The 14,069-nt window shown below is 59.5% G+C and carries 15 protein-coding genes; 8 read left to right on the forward strand and 7 right to left on the reverse strand.

What is annotated here, in order from left to right; translation table 11 throughout:
* Positions 1–230: 230 nt before the first annotated feature.
* The 4 genes from ACSQ8V_RS30090 (at position 231) to ACSQ8V_RS30105 (ending at position 4,139) form a co-directional block, all read left to right on the forward strand.
* Entirely contained in the window at positions 231–839 is a 609-nt protein-coding gene (locus tag ACSQ8V_RS30090; RefSeq protein WP_436208210.1) for an RNA polymerase sigma factor, read from the forward strand.
* 12 nt (positions 840–851) lie between these two features.
* Complete coding sequence (locus ACSQ8V_RS30095; protein ID WP_436208211.1) at positions 852–1,184, forward strand: hypothetical protein; 333 nt, start codon at positions 852–854, stop codon at positions 1,182–1,184.
* Positions 1,181–1,477: a 4Fe-4S dicluster domain-containing protein gene (locus ACSQ8V_RS30100; protein ID WP_436208212.1), complete on the forward strand. Its 297-nt coding sequence runs from the start codon at positions 1,181–1,183 to the stop codon at positions 1,475–1,477. Before ACSQ8V_RS30095 ends, ACSQ8V_RS30100 begins: the two co-directional genes overlap by 4 nt.
* Before the next feature lie 409 nt (positions 1,478–1,886).
* A complete protein-coding gene (locus ACSQ8V_RS30105) occupies positions 1,887–4,139 on the forward strand; it encodes an NADP-dependent isocitrate dehydrogenase (RefSeq protein WP_436208213.1) in 2,253 nt (750 codons plus the stop codon).
* Positions 4,140–4,328: 189 nt separating this feature from the next.
* Here the strand turns inward: ACSQ8V_RS30105 and ACSQ8V_RS30110 are convergent, their stop codons facing one another.
* The gene (locus ACSQ8V_RS30110; RefSeq protein ID WP_213764851.1) at positions 4,329–5,024 is read right to left on the reverse strand and encodes a mobilization protein; all 696 of its coding nucleotides are present in this window, start codon (positions 5,022–5,024) and stop codon (positions 4,329–4,331) included.
* 486 nt (positions 5,025–5,510) lie between these two features.
* Here ACSQ8V_RS30110 and ACSQ8V_RS30115 point away from each other — a divergent pair, with 486 nt between their 5' ends.
* Positions 5,511–7,265 carry a diguanylate cyclase gene (locus ACSQ8V_RS30115; RefSeq protein ID WP_436208214.1) on the forward strand — a complete coding sequence of 585 codons (1,755 nt, stop codon included), beginning with the start codon at positions 5,511–5,513 and terminating at the stop codon, positions 7,263–7,265.
* 65 nt (positions 7,266–7,330) lie between these two features.
* On the opposite strand, the gene ACSQ8V_RS30120 is transcribed toward ACSQ8V_RS30115, so the two are convergent.
* Positions 7,331–8,254, reverse strand: a complete 924-nt coding sequence (locus tag ACSQ8V_RS30120; RefSeq protein WP_213764849.1) for a LysR family transcriptional regulator — start codon at positions 8,252–8,254, stop codon at positions 7,331–7,333.
* Between the two features lie 118 nt (positions 8,255–8,372).
* On the opposite strand from ACSQ8V_RS30120, the gene ACSQ8V_RS30125 reads away from it, so the two are divergent.
* A complete protein-coding gene (locus ACSQ8V_RS30125; RefSeq protein ID WP_436208215.1) occupies positions 8,373–9,026 on the forward strand; it encodes a DsbA family oxidoreductase in 654 nt (217 codons plus the stop codon).
* A 45-nt stretch (positions 9,027–9,071) separates the two neighbouring features.
* Complete coding sequence (locus ACSQ8V_RS30130; RefSeq protein WP_436185410.1) at positions 9,072–10,286, forward strand: MFS transporter; 1,215 nt, start codon at positions 9,072–9,074, stop codon at positions 10,284–10,286.
* A gap of 274 nt (positions 10,287–10,560) precedes the next feature.
* Here ACSQ8V_RS30130 and ACSQ8V_RS30135 read toward each other — a convergent pair whose 3' ends face one another.
* The 5 genes from ACSQ8V_RS30135 to ACSQ8V_RS30155 all read right to left on the reverse strand — a co-directional run bounded on the left by ACSQ8V_RS30135 (position 10,561) and on the right by ACSQ8V_RS30155 (position 13,243).
* The gene (locus ACSQ8V_RS30135) at positions 10,561–11,106 is read right to left on the reverse strand and encodes a glutathione peroxidase (RefSeq protein ID WP_213764846.1); all 546 of its coding nucleotides are present in this window, start codon (positions 11,104–11,106) and stop codon (positions 10,561–10,563) included.
* A 116-nt stretch (positions 11,107–11,222) separates the two neighbouring features.
* Positions 11,223–11,513, reverse strand: coding sequence for a hypothetical protein (locus ACSQ8V_RS30140; protein ID WP_436208216.1), 291 nt, complete (start codon positions 11,511–11,513; stop codon positions 11,223–11,225).
* 364 nt (positions 11,514–11,877) lie between these two features.
* On the reverse strand, positions 11,878–12,177 hold the full coding sequence (locus ACSQ8V_RS30145) for a serine hydrolase (RefSeq protein ID WP_436209216.1): 300 nt from the start codon (positions 12,175–12,177) through the stop codon (positions 11,878–11,880).
* Complete coding sequence (locus tag ACSQ8V_RS30150) at positions 12,087–12,326, reverse strand: hypothetical protein (RefSeq protein WP_436208217.1); 240 nt, start codon at positions 12,324–12,326, stop codon at positions 12,087–12,089. Before ACSQ8V_RS30150 ends, ACSQ8V_RS30145 begins: the two co-directional genes overlap by 91 nt.
* Before the next feature lie 212 nt (positions 12,327–12,538).
* Complete coding sequence (locus tag ACSQ8V_RS30155) at positions 12,539–13,243, reverse strand: TetR/AcrR family transcriptional regulator (protein ID WP_436208218.1); 705 nt, start codon at positions 13,241–13,243, stop codon at positions 12,539–12,541.
* A gap of 97 nt (positions 13,244–13,340) precedes the next feature.
* On the opposite strand from ACSQ8V_RS30155, the gene ACSQ8V_RS30160 reads away from it, so the two are divergent.
* Complete coding sequence (locus tag ACSQ8V_RS30160; RefSeq protein ID WP_436208219.1) at positions 13,341–13,916, forward strand: NnrU family protein; 576 nt, start codon at positions 13,341–13,343, stop codon at positions 13,914–13,916.
* Positions 13,917–14,069 lie beyond the last annotated feature (153 nt).

Genomic DNA, 14,069 nt, shown 5'->3' on the forward strand with positions numbered 1-14,069 from the left:
GTTCCGGCTTCGAGTAAATTCGGAAATACCAGCCGGTAAACCGGCACTCGCGCATACTTCTGCCGTCCTTCCCTGGCCCCCGCCGAACATCAGTTTCACCGCCTCGGACAAAATCGTGGTCTCCTGTCGTTTCGGGTCGCAGGCGCTCATGCCTATGCGTCCATCGACCCTCACGCCAGATTTTTTCGTGCCGGCCACAATATTCCCGATCGTGAAACGTCTTCACCTGTATGGAACAGCCGCCGCCCACGAACCCGATGATCGATAGAGACAGCGACATTACCGCGACTGTCTTGCGTGAGCGTACGAAGCTCGGAAACTTCATCCGGCGTCGCGTGCGTGATCCAGGCGATGCCGAAGACATCCTGCAAGACGTGCTTCACGAGTTCGTTCAGGCGTACCGGCTTCCCGAACCGATTGAACAAGTCAGCGCATGGCTGTTTCGCGTGGCGCGCAACCGCATCATCGACCGCTTTCGCAAGAAGAAAGAGCAGCCTCTGAGCGAGACAGCCGGGGCCAGCGCGGCCAACGCGGCCAGCGATAACGCCGATGCCGTCGACGACGAATACCGGCTTGATCTGACGCTCCCCGCACACGATGCCGGCCCCGAAGCTGCCTACGCCCGATCGGTGCTCCTGGCGGCCCTGCAACACGCGCTCGACGAATTGCCGGAAAACCAGCGCGACATTTTCATCGCCCACGAGATCGAGGGCCGCAGCTTCAAGGAACTGGCTTTGGAAACTGGCGTGGCTCTTAACACGCTGCTGGCGCGCAAGCGTTATGCGGTGCTGCATCTGCGCGCCCGCTTGCAAGCCGTCTACGACGAACTGGATATTTAAAGGAGAAGGCAGATGAGTTTCAGACTGAGATTCCTAAGCAAGGCATTGCTGGTGATCGTGGGCATTGCGGTGCTGGGATGGATGGTGATGACCCTATGGAACTGGGTTGTCCCGGCGCTGTTCGTCGGGGCTCGCGCAATCGATTTTGCCCATGCGCTGGGGCTGTTGATCCTGAGCCGGATCCTGTTCGGCGGATTCCGGGGACATGGCGGCTGGCGTGGACGCCAGCACTGGCGCAAGTGGGAACAGATGACACCGGAGGAGCGCGAGAAGTTTCAGAAGGGCATGCGCTGCGGGCGCGGCAAGCCGCAAGAGCCGCAAGAGCCGCAAGGGGATACGGTATGAGCAATACGCCGGCATCCGCATGCAAACAGGCGCCGGGCGTGATCGTGCCTGTTGTGAACTTCAACCGATGCGAGGGCAAGGCCGATTGCGCGGTCGTGTGTCCCGAGAACGTCTTCGACATCCGCCGGATCGATGCCGCCGACTATCAGCGCCTCGCGCCATTGCAGAAATTCAAGCTGCGTGTGCACGGCATGAAGGTCGCTTACACACCGAACGCCGATGCATGCCGGGCATGCGGCCTATGCGTGACCGCGTGTCCCGAACGGGCCATTACCTTGGCCCGGATAAGTTAAAAGCGGTTAAAAGCGCCGCGCTGAAGCGGACAAACCAATTGTCCTGATCGCGCCGGCGCCGGGCATTTTCCGGTCTTGCGGACCCGGCGCCATGGCAGGCCCCAAGCTTTTCGCTGATTTTTTTGCGCGTGCCGTCATTAGCGTTCCAAGGCGGCCGCAAACGGCGGCTCAAGCAATCGGCTTAGCAATTTAGTCTTTAAATTTAGACGCTTAAGCGCGTCAGCGGGGTGACCCGGAACGCTCTACAACCCTTCGCGACAGCATTAAAAACCCTCAATTTGCGGGTTGCAATGCGAAACGCAGGGTCGGTTCAGCCCTCTTGAAAGCAAAATCAGGCAAAATTCGATGGTTAACCCCGGTCGTTGACGCAGCCGGCGGCGCCCCCAACCCATTTTTCTTGAGACTAGCGATGAGTACCGAGCAACCTACGATCATCTACACCCTCACCGACGAGGCCCCGCTGCTGGCGACGAGCGCCTTCCTGCCGATCATCCGCACGTTCACCGCGCCGGCCGGAATCCGTGTCACCACCAGCGACATCTCGGTCGCTGGCCGTATCCTGGGCGAATTCCCAGAATTCCTGACCGAAGAGCAACGGGTGCCGGACAACCTGGCCGAACTCGGCCGCCTGACGCTGCTGCCTGACACCAACATCATCAAGCTGCCCAACATCAGCGCATCCCAGCACCAGTTGATCAGCGCGATCAAGGAACTGCAGGGCAAGGGCTACAAGGTCCCGGATTTCCCTGAGGAACCGAAGACCGACGCCGAGAAGGCGATCCGCCTGCGTTATTCCAAGTGCCTGGGCAGCGCCGTGAACCCGGTGCTTCGCGAAGGCAACTCGGACCGCCGCGCGCCCGCAGCCGTCAAGAACTACGCCCGCAAGAACCCGCATAGCATGGGCGAGTGGAGCATGGCTTCGCGCACCCACGTGGCGCACATGAAGCATGGCGACTTCTATCATGGCGAAAAGTCCATGACTGTTGCGAAGGCTCGCGACGTGAAGATGGAACTGGTTACGCAAAGCGGCAAGACCATTGTGCTCAAGCCGAAGGTGTCGTTGCTGGACGGCGAGATCATCGACAGCATGTTCATGAGCAAGAAGGCGCTGTGCGACTTCTACGAAGAACAGATGGAAGACGCGCGCAAGACCGGCGTGATGTTCTCGCTGCACGTGAAGGCCACGATGATGAAGGTCTCGCACCCCATCGTCTTCGGTCATGCCGTGAAGATCTTCTACAAGGAAGCCTTTGAGAAACACGGCAAGCTGTTCGACGAGCTGGGCGTGAACGTCAACAACGGCCTCGTCAACCTGTACGACAAGCTGGAAAGCCTGCCGGCTTCCAAGCACGAAGAAATCATCCGCGACATGCATGCGTGCCATGAGCATCGTCCTGAACTGGCGATGGTGGATTCCGCCAAGGGCATCTCGAACCTGCATGCGCCCAACGACATCATCGTGGATGCATCGATGCCGGCCATGATCCGTATTGGCGGCAAGATGTGGGGCGCCGACGGTCGTCCGAAGGACACGAAGGCCGTGATCCCTGAGAGCACGTTTGCGCGGATCTATCAGGAAATCATCAACTTCTGCAAGACCAACGGCAACTTCGACCCGGTCACCATGGGCACGGTGCCCAACGTCGGGCTGATGGCTCAGCAGGCCGAGGAATATGGCTCGCACGACAAGACCTTCGAAATACCGGAAGCGGGCGAGGCGCGCATTGTCGACATCGCCACGGGTGAAGTGCTGCTGACGCAAAACGTGGAAGAAGGCGACATCTGGCGCATGTGCCAGGCCAAGGACGCGCCGATCCGCGACTGGGTGAAGCTGGCGGTCACGCGTGCCCGCAACTCCGGCATGCCGGCCATTTTCTGGCTGGACCCGTACCGTCCGCACGAAGCCGAAGTGATCAAGAAGGTCGAGACCTACTTGAAGGATCACGACACCAGCGGCCTGGACATCCAGATCATGTCGCAAGTGCGCGCGATGCGTTACACGCTGGAGCGCGTCATTCGCGGGCTGGACACGATCTCGGTCACGGGCAACATCCTGCGTGACTACCTGACCGACCTGTTCCCGATCATGGAACTAGGCACCAGCGCCAAGATGCTTTCCATTGTCCCGTTGATGGCGGGTGGCGGCATGTATGAAACCGGCGCAGGCGGTTCGGCGCCGAAGCACGTCAAGCAACTGGTGGAAGAAAACCATTTGCGCTGGGATTCGCTGGGTGAATTCCTGGCGCTGGCGGTATCGCTGGAAGACTTGGGGCTGAAGACCGGCAATGCACAGGCCAAGGTCCTGGCCAAGACACTCGATGCCGCCACGGGGCAACTGCTGGAGAACAACAAGAACCCGTCGCCCAAGACTGGACAACTGGACAACCGCGGCAGCCAGTTCTATCTCGCGATGTACTGGGCGCAGGAACTGGCAGCCCAGACGGAAGATGCTGGCCTGGCGGCTCAGTTCGCGCCGTTGGCGAAGCAACTGACGGCGGACGAGAAGACCATCGTGAGTGAGTTGTCGGCGGTCCAGGGTCAAGCGGCGGACATTGGCGGCTACTACAAGCCTGACTTTGAAAAGCTGGAGTCGGTCATGCGTCCGAGCAAGACGCTCAACGCTGTACTGGCGGCAGCTCAGGCTGAAGCGTTGAAGGGCTGATTGGTGTATAGCCGTTGATCGCTTTCTTCCGGCATCGACCGGAAGAAAGCGTGAACGGTGTGGTTTCTTGCGGGCATCGGCGCGGATAGTTCAACAGGATTCTCCGCGCTGGTTTTCGTCCCGTTTAGTTCGTATAACTATCTATTGTTTGGCGGCCGGGCTGCTTCCGTTCCCGGCCGATCTCCTCCACTACAACGCCAGACTACCCATTTCCGCGTAAGCGCGATTCAACCACACCTTGACGCGCTGCCGCTCCAGCAAACCGAGCCCGGAAGCCGCTCGATCCGGATGATTAACGGCCGCCCAAAAACTAACGCCATGCTGATCGATTTTCTGCATGGTGGTATCGGGCAGGCGCCGCAGGCTGATCACACTGGCACCCAGCGCTTTGGCCCGGGCGAGTTCCCCTGACGCTTCGAGAATCTCGAACCGGTCCCCACGAACCTCATTCAGCACGATGACCAGCTTGATCCGTCCGCCGAACTGATCGAGCCACTGTCGCAGCAGGTCGACCGAATCGCGCCCGGCGTCCATCACGTGCCACCAGGTCAGCGTCAGGCCATGCTCTTGCGCGAGATCAATAACGTCCGCGTCGTCAAGCCATTTCCCGAGAGACTGCTGCGTCTGCGCGGCAAGATCGACCAGGATGCGCCGCTGAGGATCCTCAAGCGCATGTTCAATGATGGGGTCCAGGCTATCGTGACGATCAAGCACGGCCGGTGCAGCAAAATCCGCATAGAAGCGCAATAACGCGCCGTGCGATTTGTCTGTGTCGAAACCCGTGAACGGGATGTTCCGATCAACAAAATACTGGGCTAATACGCGGGCGACGAGCGATTTGCCGACGCCTCCTTTTTCGCCACCGATGAAGTGGATGTAGCTCATTTATGCGAATCCTTTGTCGAGGAGCGGGCTGGGTGAAAACAAGAATATCGAGTTTCGATGACGTAATAGCGACTTGGGTAACGGCGACTCAGGCTACACGGAAAAGAAATGCGTGACAGCAGCATGCTGTGCTCTCGCATGGAATTGTTAAATCAGACGGAAGCTGGACTTTGGGCGGCCCGCATGAATGATACGACCGCGGGACGATCTGGCAAGACCGCACATGACCCATGCCCGCACCGCTAAATAAAGGGGCTAACGTGCCGTTAACCAAGAGAAAGCATCTACGATCAAATTTCCTCCGACAACAGCTCCGCGGTTCCCGATAGATAATTCACCGGTTTTTCCGAAAGAAAACAGTCTAATGATCGTGTTTTGTCCGAGTAGACGATTCCGGCGGGCTGCGGTATGTTGAATCACCGGCTGCAATAAGTCGCCCTGTTTTAAGAATGTGCCAGGCAAGCGACCTGCTGCGAATTAACAAAAATGCCCTCAACCCGGATCTTGCTTGCCAAGCGACTCAAGCTGACAACAGCCGCCCTGTGCGTGCTGGTCTTGAGCCTTGCGACGCCTTTGCTCCTGCATCAATTACGCGCCTATTCACTGGCGGAGAATGGGGCTCAATCGTTAGACCTCTTTCGCGCCGCGTTGCTCGCCATGGAAAGCGTATCGGCAGAACGCGGCCCCACTAACGGCGCGCTCGGCGCAGACGCGCGCAGTGCGCCGTCTCTGCGACTTCCCTTAATCAACGCGCGTGCCGAAAGCGACCACCGCCTGGCAGTGTTGCGCTCACTGATCACAAGTCAGGCGTGTCCCGGCTGCAAGATTGAACGCGCGTCCGTAGATATAGTGCAAGCGCAGCTTGTTGCCGCCCGCAAGCAAGTCGACGGCCTCATCGCTCAGCCCATCGAACAACGTGGCCATGATGCCGTCCTAAGCGCGGTCAACCAGATGGTCGCCGTCATTCCCAATTTCGGGCCGCTGGCTAATGCCAGCGCGGCGGGCATTGTGCGGGGCGACCCCAACGCACTGAATTGCATATTGATCGCCCGGTTGTCCGCTCAACTTCGTGAACAGGCGGGGCTTCTGGGGTCGACCTTCACTGCGGCGCTGACCGCTCACCGGCCCTTGAGTGAAACTGAATTATTCGCGCAAGAACGGGCTAAAGGACGTATAGATGAATTGCGCGGCCTGATAGCGGCGCGCGTAGAACATACACCGATCGGCGCCGCTACCTATCAGCGACTCACCAGCGTCTATTACGACACTGGCCTGAGCTACATTGCGCGCGTCCGCGCAATGGCAACGCGCCCGGAAGGAGTCAATCTCACGGCTGCCGAACTGGCCGCTGATTATGTGCCGACCATGCAGCCCATCGCGCAGTTTCGCGACTACGTGCTGGACCTGGCCGGAAACGAAGTCAAAGGACATCGTAACGATTCGCTGATGTTGCTGGTTGCGAGCACAACGGGCACTGCGGGCGTTCTCTACCTGTTGCTGATTGCGTCCGTGTACTTCAGGCGGCGGTTCGTCCAGCCGTTCATTGAAGCTGCGGACATCATCATGGCGATCGCCGATGGAAAGCTCGAGACGCCCATCCCTCACGGTGAACACCCGTTTGAGATCCGCAACCTGTTTCACGCGATCCTGGTGTTGAAGGAAAACAGCATCGAAAAAATGCGGCTGGAGCACGAGCGCAATATCCTGCTGCGCGAACTCGAGACCGTTGCCGACACCGACTTCCTGACCCGTTTGCTCAACCGCCGCGCGTTCGAACGCAAGGCGACCGCAACGCTAAGCAAGCGCGCGGGAACGCAAGCCAAGCAGGTCCTGATCACGTTCGACGCGGACCGCTTCAAGGAGATCAACGACACCCTGGGCCACGCCGCCGGTGATCTCGCGCTGCAGACGATTGGAAGACTATGCAGCGAGATATGGCATCAGCCGGACATCGTGGCACGCCTCGGCGGCGAGGAGTTCGCGGTGCTGACAAAGGTCGATGATGCCGGCGAAGCCATTGGCGCGGCCAACGAACTGCGGCGGCGTCTGGCGTCCACGGCGCTGGAACTGGATGGTGTCCGCTTTACAGTCACGTTGAGCTTCGGGATCTCGCTGGCTTCGCAATCCGGGCGTGAGACGCTCGACGCCCTTCTGCTACGCGCCGACAAGCTGCTTTACAGCGCCAAGATGGGCGGCCGTAACTGTATTGTGTCGGACATCGAAAACTCGACAAGCCACTAGCATCGACTGCGAGGAGCGTGCAGCAGTCAGGGCGGCCCATGCAGCGGGAGAGCGCCTGCTGCCGATCATTCCACCATGGTTGTTCGCACGCGTACAGCGAGGAACTGTACGAAGGTGCGCACCTTGCTCGAATGGCGGCGATTCGGCAGGTAAGCGGCGTAGACCACCGAATCGCCCGCATGCGGATTGACCTCGGTGTTTTCAAAGAGGCGCAGCAGGTGACCGGCACCGATCTCCCCTGCCACCAGCCACTCGGGCAGCAGTGCAATGCCCCTGCCCGCGAGGACAGCTTCGAACAGCACGTCAGGGTTATTGGCAATCAGGTTTCCCCGCACTTCGACCCGTTCTTCTTCGGCTCCGTGCCGAAACGTCCACACCTGCCTTGTAGCCCGATGGGGTCCGCCATACGAGAAGCGCAGGCATTCGTGGTTAGCCAGCGCCTGCGGTTCAGCAGGTATGCCGTGCCGCTCCAGGTACTCATGGCTCGCCACGACAAAACGCTTGTTGTCGGCCAGCTTCCTGACGACCAGGTTTTCATCGCGTGAGGGCAAGCCGATTCGAATCGCGACATCGATACGTTCTGCGGCCAGGTCTACATAGTGGTCAGCGACCACCACGTCGAGAACCACACGGGGATACTCACTCAGGAAGGTAGTAAGGTGCGGCGCCAGGCACAGGCGGCTATATGCCGTAGGCACGGAGATGCGCAGCGCGCCAACGGGCGCCGCGCCGCTGTCGAAGATGCTGTCGTCGGCTTCAGCGAGGTCGTCCAGCACCTTGCTGATTTGCTCGACGTACGCGGTGCCGGCGTCGGTAAGGCTGACGCGCCGCGTGGTGCGCGTGAGCAACGCTGTCCCAAGCGATGCTTCGAGCGCGTCCATCAGGCGCGTCACCGACGAAGTGGCCACCCCCAGGCGCTGGGCGGCCTTGGAAAAGCCGCCGGCCTCGGCCACTTCCAGCAAGGTAGTCAATGCAACCAGTTTGTCCACTTTGATGGCTCCGCTGTCTTGGCGTTGCGTGGCACGCAACGCGAGATTGCTCTGCGAACGTATTCTACTAACGAATCGCAATCGATATCCTGTGCGTAATCTTCCTCAGGAGCCCACCGTGCAAGCCATCGAGATCTCTGTCTACTACGACTTCATTTGTCCGTGGTGCTGGATCGGCCACCTGAATCTTGCATCCGGAATTCGCAGCGCCAACCTGCCGGTGCCCGTCTCAATCGAATATGTGCCGTTCGAACTGAACCCGGCGATGCCTCCCGACGGAATGGACCGGCGCGAATACCGGACGGCCAAGTTCGGCAGTTGGGTGCGCTCGCAAGGCATGGACGCGCAGGTTGCGGCGACGGGCCTGGCTGCCGGCGCGCAGTTCAACTACGACAAACTCAGCAGAACGCCGAGCACACGCCTCGCCCATCAGTTGATGCAGTACGCGTTGAGTACCGGCGACGCGCACAAGACCGAAGCGCTCTACCAGTCGATTTTCGTCGCGTACTTCTCGGAGGGACGCGATATTGGCCTGCCCGGCACGTTGGTTGAGATTGCAGCGAAAACCGGCTTCGATGCTAAGGCGGCAGAGGACTACCTGACGCAAGGTCGAGGTCTTGCAAAGGTCGGCGACGCGCAGCGGCTCACGCAACAGCACGGCATTCGTTCGGTGCCGACCGTGTTCATCGCGGGCGAAGCGATAAGCGGTGCGCAACCGCCGGCGGTATTCGCCAGCGCGCTGCGGGCGGCGCTCGAACGGAGCGCCGCATGAACATCGAACATCAGTACCAATTTCAGCCACTGAAGGATCCATCACATGACGCCTAACGCACCTGCTGCCGACCAGAACGGCGGCACAGTCAAGCTAACCCAGGGCATGATCGCGCTGTTCGCGTTCTGCTGTGGCGCGATTGTCGCCAACCTCTACTATGCGCAACCGATCACCGAGCTTATCGCACCGGACATCCACTTGTCGGGCGGTGCGGCAAGCCTGATCGTCTCCCTCACGCAGATCGGCTACGCATTCGGACTGTTCTTCCTGGTGCCGCTCGGCGATCTGCTGGAGAACCGCAAGCTGATGATCACGACAGCCATTGTCTCGATCTTCAGTCTCGCGCTGGCAGCCGTCACGCGTCAGCCGAACGCGTTCCTGGCAGTCTCGTTGCTGGTCGGTTTCAGTTCGGTTGCGGTGCAGATCCTGATCCCGCTGGCCGCGCATCTTGCGCCCGACGAATCGCGTGGCCGCGTGGTCGGCAACATCATGAGCGGGCTTCTGCTCGGCATATTGTTGTCACGTCCGATCTCAAGCGTGGTGGCCGGTCATTTCGGCTGGCGCGCCGTATTCGGCTCGGCGGCGGTGTTGATGGCGATAGTGACGACGGTCCTGGCTTTGACAATCCCGCGCCGCCAACCTTCGCATCAGGCAACCTATTTTCAGTTGATCCATTCACTTGGCGAACTGGTTGTGACGTTACCCATACTGCGTCATCGCGCGCTGTATCAAGGGCTGATGTTTGCCACGTTCAGCCTCTTCTGGACTGCGGTCCCGATCGAGCTGACACGTCATTACGGCCTGTCGCAGAATGCGATCGCCGTGTTCGCGCTGGTCGGCGCGATAGGCGCGACGTCCGCACCCGTGGCAGGACGGCTTGCCGACGCCGGGCACTCGGTCCGCGCTACGTTGATTGCCCTTGTGGTCGGCGCGCTCGCGTTCACGCCGTCGCTGATTCATCCTGCGTGGGGCGTGGGCGGACTGGTTGTGACCGGCGTTGTGCTGGACTTCGCCGTGCAGATGAACATGGTGCTCGGCCAGCGCGAGATCTATGCGTTGCATGCGGCCAGCCGGAACCGTCTGAATGCGCTTTATATGACCAGCATCTTCATTGGCGGCGCGATTGGATCAGCGCTTGCCAGCAGCTTGTATGACCATGGTGGATGGACGTTGACCGCGACGGTGGCGAGCGTTTTCCCGATCATCGCCCTGATCCATTACCTGACGGTCGGCAGGTCGGTTGCAGTGGCAACGGCTTGAACGGAGTTGAGCGCTCCTCGCAATGGCGGGGGCGCTGGCGTGATAATGTAAGCACGCCACAAGCGATGCAGGACCGCGCGTTGTATGGCAATCAACTCGTGGACTGCGAGCTTGGCATGATGAAGCAAAGCTAAGCGCTATTCGCGCTTACAGATCCTGCTTGTTGCGTGTGCTCTCAATCCGTTCGAACGTCAGTCGCTGTGCGGTGAGATCGCCGGCCCTGCCGGCGATCTCACCGCACAGCCGCAATAGCGCGGCTGAACCGCCGCTTGGCTTAGTTCGACAATGCGGTTTGAATCGCCTCAAGCAGACGCGGATCATCTGCCGTGACATCCGGAGAGAAACGGCCCACTACATGGCCGTCCTTGCCAATCAAGAATTTCTCGAAGTTCCACAACACATCAGGCGCCGGGTTGGGCTCAATGCCGTAGCCTTTGAGCCGCTCGCGAAACGGGCCGTCGCCGGTCGTGTCCGGCTGCGTGCTGGTCAGCGTCTTGTACAGCGGATGCTGGTCGGCGCCGACCACTGATACTTTCGAAAACATCGGGAATTTCACGTCGTAGGTCAGGCTGCAAAATTCCTTGATCTCGGCGTCACTGCCTGGTTCCTGACCCTTGAAGTTGTTCGCCGGGAAGCCCAGTACTTCCAGGCCTTCGGCCTGCTTGTCCTCATAGAGTTTCTCCAGGGCTTCATATTGCGGCGTGAGCCCGCACTTGGAAGCTACGTTTACGATCAACAAGACCTTGCCCTTGAACGGCTCAAGCGTAAGCGCCGCGCCGTCGATGGATTTCACGGGAATATCGTAGATTGTCTGGCTCATGTTTTGACTCAGTGGAGAAAGGGAACAATCAGGGATCAGGCGCATCCGGGAATTTGGTTAAGCGCGATCTATCCTACTCTGGAACCGTCAGTGGCTGCAGAGGTCGTCCATTCTCTTCAATGCGCCGTGCCGTTGATGGCCAGTCCCGCTGGACGCGCTTCAAAGCGGTATTGAAGATGCGTAGGGTATTGCACGTCGACCTCGCGTACCAGACGGTCGATTTCATGCTTGAGTTCATCGGCCCGTTCGACTCCCAGCAAGTACCCCGCCTTTACCAGACCTTCACCGAATTTCTCGATCATCAGTGCAGCCAGCGCCGGCGTTTCTGCGCCACGCATCACGTCCTGCGCGCGGTTTCCCGCGTAGCGTCGAATTTCTTCGATCAAAGCCTGAACATCTCCGGTCATAGCACTCCCGCTTTTTATAGTTTCGATCTTGCGAAAACCGTACTGTCTTCGGATCGCTTGGTATGGTTGTATTGTTGACCTTACGCGGTAATTGCCGTGTTGAAAGAACGCTTCCCACCGTATACGTTCTGTAAAAACGACGCCCGGCAAAACGATAACAGCCCGACGGCGATGAAAGCGTAATCGCCATCGGGAGATGCCGCAAGAAGCCCGAGTTGAGGAATGAAACCCGCTCTAATCGTAGATCGACCCGTCATCCTCCATGGCATCGATCATTTCGTTATCCTCCATACGCGTCAGAATCATCTCGGCGTGTGAATTCCAGTGTCTCAATGCAGTCACGCGGCCTCCATCCATCGCAAACTCAAACGTGGTTTTCGGACTTAGGCGGCTTCATGAACCGGATCCGCTCGAACAATTGCTTCGGCGACAGGTGCGCTTCGTACCAGATCATGTCGTGTCGCGGCACGCCAGTCCGGTGACCCAGCATGTCGCGCAGAGTGACCGCTTCATCGAGTGATTTATCGTAGAAGCTCAAACTGGGGACGAAATCGCGGATCGGCCGGTCGAAGCTCAGCAGACCGCGATCGACCAGCAGGCCCGCCGCCACGGCGGTGAACAGCTTTGTGTTCGACGCAATCGGGAAGCCGGTAGCCGGCGTAATGGCAGCTTCTGAGCGTGGTCGCGATACCCATATCCCTTGGCGAGCAGGACCTCTTCGTCCTTCAGAATACTTACGCCAATACCCGGAACGTTCCAGTCACGGACCAGCGTCTCCATGAAAGCATCAAAATCACTCAATTCTTTCAGCATCGTTGGTCCTTTAATGGCGAGTTAACTGTCAGAGAAGCGTATTGGGACGTATTGGGTCGCGGCGTTTCTTGAAGAGTCCGGTAAGCACTGGCGCAATGAAGTTAAAGGGAATCGCGATGCGGGCCAGCGAAGTACGATCGAATTTCCTGACACAGGATTTTCGTTCCAATGCCAACGATCAATCGACCCGGAAGAAATGCCGTCGGTTCCTTTTATCTTTCCTGGCACGCGAGAGGGTCGCTACTTCTTAATTGGCCGCCGCCCGCATTAAGAATGACATCGAGCAGCGCCATTGCGTCCATGCCTTCCGGCAAACTACGGACTATGCCGTCAAGACGCCCGTCGATCTGTAGCAAGGCGAACCCATGGACAAGTGCCCAGGCCGCGACTACCCGCGCGGCGCCGTCCGTGGGCAGGGCGGCGTCGGGCCCTTGTGGCGCCCCGACCGTTGCGCGTAACACCGACAATGCGTCGCTCATCGCTTCGCGCAAACCCGGCCGTCCGAGGTCGAGCCGTTCGCTGCGAAACATCAGCATGAAGAGACCCGGAAACTGCGTCGCGAACTCAACGTAGGCGCGTCCCTGGGCGGCAAGCCGCGCCTCGGGAGTGGCAGCCGCGGCGGTCGCTTCGAGCAGGCGGCGCTCGAAGCGGCGAAACCCTACGGCGGCCAACTCGCTGAGCAGTCCCGTCACGTTGTCGAAGTGGTTCTTGGGCGCGGCGTGAGAAGCGCCGGCCTCGCGCGCGGCGGCCCGCAGCGTGAGTCCGCCGATGCCCTCACGAGCGAGGATGCGCTCGGCTGCCTCCAGCATTGCCTCACGCAATGCGCCGTGGTGATACGGACGCCTGGCTGCGTCGGTTAATGCGTGTTTGGCTCGTTTGGCTTGCTTGGCTTGTTTGCTGATCTTCTTGATGGTCATCCGTTTTCACCGATGTTGACGGCGTCAATTTTAACTTGACGAATGCGGATACAGCATTTATTTTAAATGTTGTCATCGTCAACATTCAAGCGAACCTATGACACTCTTCGTTGCAGGTCTCCTGGTTTTCCTCGGTATTCACTCCGTCTCCATCGTCGCGCCACGCTGGCGAGACGCGCAAGCCAGGCGGATGGGCGAGAACGGGTGGAAAGGACTGTATTCGCTGGCGTCGATCGCGAGTTTCGTTGCGATGCTCTACGGTTACGGCATCGCGCGACAGATCCCGGTCATGGTCTACATGCCGCCGATGGCGCTGCGGCACCTCGCGCTGCTACTCATGGTGCCGGTGTTTCCTCTGCTGATTGCAGCTTATCTGCCGGGCCGCATTAAACGCCTGTCGCGCAATCCGATGTTGCTCGCCGTGATCTTGTGGGCGGTGTCGCATTTACTCGCCAACGGTACGCTGAACGATCTGCTGCTGTTCGGCGGTTTCCTCGGCTGGGCGGTGGCAGACCTGATCTCGGTCAGCCGGCGCGCCCACGTCCACCCGGTGCCGTCCGCGCCAGCTTCGGCGGTGAACGATGTGATCGTGGTCGTCGTGGGATTGGGGCTGTACGCGTTCGTGCTGCTGTGGGCCCATGCACGTGTGATCGGCGTGTCGCCGCTCGGCTGAATGCGGCGGGGTTTCAACGTTCACTGCGCGTAACGCGTCGGCAATTGGCCTCACTCAGAGGGCTCATGCTTCAGATGCACGATGGATTCATAGCGGAAGGAAAGCCGCCACCCCGAAAGCCGCTAAGCCGCTAAGCCGCTAAGCCGCTAAGCC

Origin of the sequence: Caballeronia sp. LjRoot31, assembly GCF_964253885.1 — a bacterium.
In the GTDB taxonomy this organism is placed as follows: Bacteria; Pseudomonadota; Gammaproteobacteria; order Burkholderiales; family Burkholderiaceae; genus Caballeronia.